Source organism: Acinetobacter sp. NIPH1876 (assembly GCF_022808535.1).
GTDB lineage: Bacteria > Pseudomonadota > Gammaproteobacteria > Pseudomonadales > Moraxellaceae > Acinetobacter > Acinetobacter higginsii.
Genome location: NZ_JALGBR010000040.1, coordinates 1 through 2,813, shown reverse-complemented (window position 1 = coordinate 2,813; position 2,813 = coordinate 1). Strand labels below are relative to the sequence as shown.

The window sequence follows — 2,813 nt, the reverse complement described above, 5'->3', positions numbered from 1 at the left end:
GCTTACACCATTAGAGAAATTTGCTCAGCTTGTTGATTATCATAAGACTTTTCAAACTGTCGCACCTCATGTTTGAATTCGCCCTAATATAAAAGCTTATTTTCAATAAAAAACACATCATAATACCCCCTTGCCTTTTAACCACAAAAATATTGAAGTTATTATTTAGAAGCAATTAATAGAAAAATAAACAAATCTTTTTTAAACAAGCTACTAATAAAAATATCTCCATCGAAAATAAAGTATAAAAATTCAAAAACCATTTAATAAAGTATCAATAGAGTTAAAATACATATAGCTTACTTTTAATTTTAAAGAGGAATACAAGAAATAATTTCTTGTATTCCTGTTATAAGATTGGGAGAACCAAGTTGATAATTTCACCCATTTCTTTGGATCTATTAATTTAAGTTTCGACTTTACTTATTTGAGCTTAGCCATTTGGTCGAGTCACAATCGGGAAAATTGAATCTGGACGTTTAAACATTGCAAAGAATTTTCCAATTTTCAGTGGATTACCTTTGACTTTACTGTCTTTAGAAAGCAGGACTTTTACCCCTTCTATTTGACCTGTAATCATTTTTAGATATAAGGGCTTGGTTAAGGTTAATGTAGGGCAATCCAATGCCAAATCTTTACTTTCATCATAACGCTTAAACTGCATGACTGAGTTTTCAACCCATAATGAAAAATGCTCTTTGGTATCCGACAAAACCAGATTGATACACTGGTTTTCATTTTTTAAATTTTCCACATCTAAATTTGTCGCCATAGCTTCAAGAAATCTTTCAGTTGGTGTATGAATCAATAAATCACTCGGATCAGAAGTATTTTGTAGGGGTACATTATTTTGTAGCTCTTGAGCGCCCACCAAAAAGAAATTACGCCAAGTTGAAGCCTCAGCAGCATAGCCCAATTGACGATAAGTATTCGCCAATAAGTCTTTTGCTTGTTGGTTTTGAGGGTTATTCAACACAATATGTTTTAAAATCTCGGCAGCCCATCTATAGTCAGCTTGAGCGTAGGCATCCCGCGCATTTTTCAATGCATTGTTCTCCCCACCTGCTAACTCAATATATTTTTTTGCAACAGCTTTAGGGGGTAATGGATCTAAATTGGAAGGATGGGCATCGAACCATCCCATATAATATTGGTATACTGCTTTTACATTATGTTTTAGGGTTCCATAATAGCCATGAGCATATAGTTTTTGATCAAGTGCCGCTGGAAGCTTAATTTTTTCGGCAATTTCAGCGCCATTAAAACCAGAGTTCATATATCTCACCGTCTGATCATGCGTGAACTTATAAACATCTCGCTGGGTTTTAATAAAATCTTGAATATTGTCATTGCCCCAGACAGGCCAATGATGCTGTGCAATCAATACATCGGATGCTTTGGCATGCTGCATTGCTTGGTCTAGATAGCCCACCCATTTTAAGGCATCACGGACTTTAGCACCCCGAAGGGTATAAAGATTATGCATGGTATGAGATAGAATTTCTGCGCCGTTATAAAGTTTCAATGATGGGATAGAGAACGTTAATTCTGCTGGTGCTTCTGAACCCGGCACGTTATAAAACACAAAATCCAAGCCATCAACCGTCATTTTCTGTTCTGGTTGAGTGATCAGTTGTGTAGGCTCAAGGATGCCCATTTTTCCCACAGCAACAGCCTTACCTAAACCTGTATCCACCAATCCTTCCGCATTTTTAGGTAGAAAAGTTCCATACATATAAGTCGCACGACGTATCATGGCTGAACCTGCCATCACATTTTCACTGGTCGCTTCTTCCATAAAGCCTTTTGGCGCAATAATTGGAGTTTTTCTAGCGTTAATTTCTTCGCTAGAAAGAACGCCTAATGCACCACCAAAATGATCGATATGGCTATGGGTAAAGATAATGGCTGAAATTTTTTGCTCACCTAAATGCTGTCTAGCAAATTTAAGTGCTGCTTCAGCCGTTTCTTTAGAGGTTAATGTATCCACAATAATCCAGCCAGTATCACCCTGAATGATGGTCATATTTGCCAAATCAAAACCACGAATTTGCCAAACTCGATCTGTTACTTTAAATAGCCCAACATTGTTGTTTAATTTTGCTTGTCGCCATAGAGTGGGATTAACGGTATTTGGTGCTTGATCTTGTAAAAAACTAAATGCATCAAAATCCCAGATAACATTGCCTTTCTCACTTTTAATTTGACCTGTTGGCTTGGCAATAAAGCCCTTTTGAGCCTGATTAAACTCAGTCATATCCTCTAAGTTATACTTCGCCTTATATGTATTATTTGATTCAATGACCGCTTTTTCTACTACAGTATTTGCTGCAAAAACAGAAAATGGCAGAATAAGCATCAATGAAACTGTTAAAAACTTAATTTTCATCTTCTTTCCTTTTTTTAAATAGAGGTGGTCCCACATGTTTGAACAACTAAAAGCTTATTTATAAGTGATACTCTGCTCTAGTTAAGCTACCTTATTTTGTTGTGGTAGCTGGTCATAGTAAAACTCATCTGGAGTCATTTTGTCCAGACTCGAATGAGGTCGTTTCAAATTATAAAATTCAAAATATGCGTTTAATTGCTTCTTCGCATCCAAAACATTGCTGTAGGCTTTGAGATACACCTCTTCATATTTAACGCTCCGCCATAATCGTTCAACCATCACATTATCAACCCATCGACCTTTACCATCCATGCTGATTTGGATGTCATTTGATTTCAATACATGGCAGAGTAAAACTTGAAGTGCGACATAAACCACCTAATTAATTTAAAGGGTTTATGGAGTATATAAAATTGTCATACCA

At 36.2% G+C, this 2,813-nt stretch carries 1 protein-coding gene and 1 pseudogene; both read right to left on the bottom strand.

Going from position 1 to position 2,813, the window contains the following annotated elements:
* Positions 1 to 433 precede the first annotated feature (433 nt).
* Positions 434 to 2,389 (bottom strand): alkyl sulfatase dimerization domain-containing protein, encoded by a 1,956-nt coding sequence (locus MN869_RS20275; protein WP_000693745.1) that lies wholly within the window; start codon positions 2,387 to 2,389, stop codon positions 434 to 436.
* Between the two features lie 81 nt (positions 2,390 to 2,470).
* Positions 2,471 to 2,731: pseudogene (locus MN869_RS20270) on the bottom strand (integrase core domain-containing protein); the annotation flags it as partial.
* Positions 2,732 to 2,813 lie beyond the last annotated feature (82 nt).

Coding starts and splice junctions, on each gene's coding strand:
- MN869_RS20275 (WP_000693745.1), bottom strand. CDS start 2,389: ATGAAAATTAAGTTTTTAACAGTTTCATTGATGCTTATTCTGCCATTT.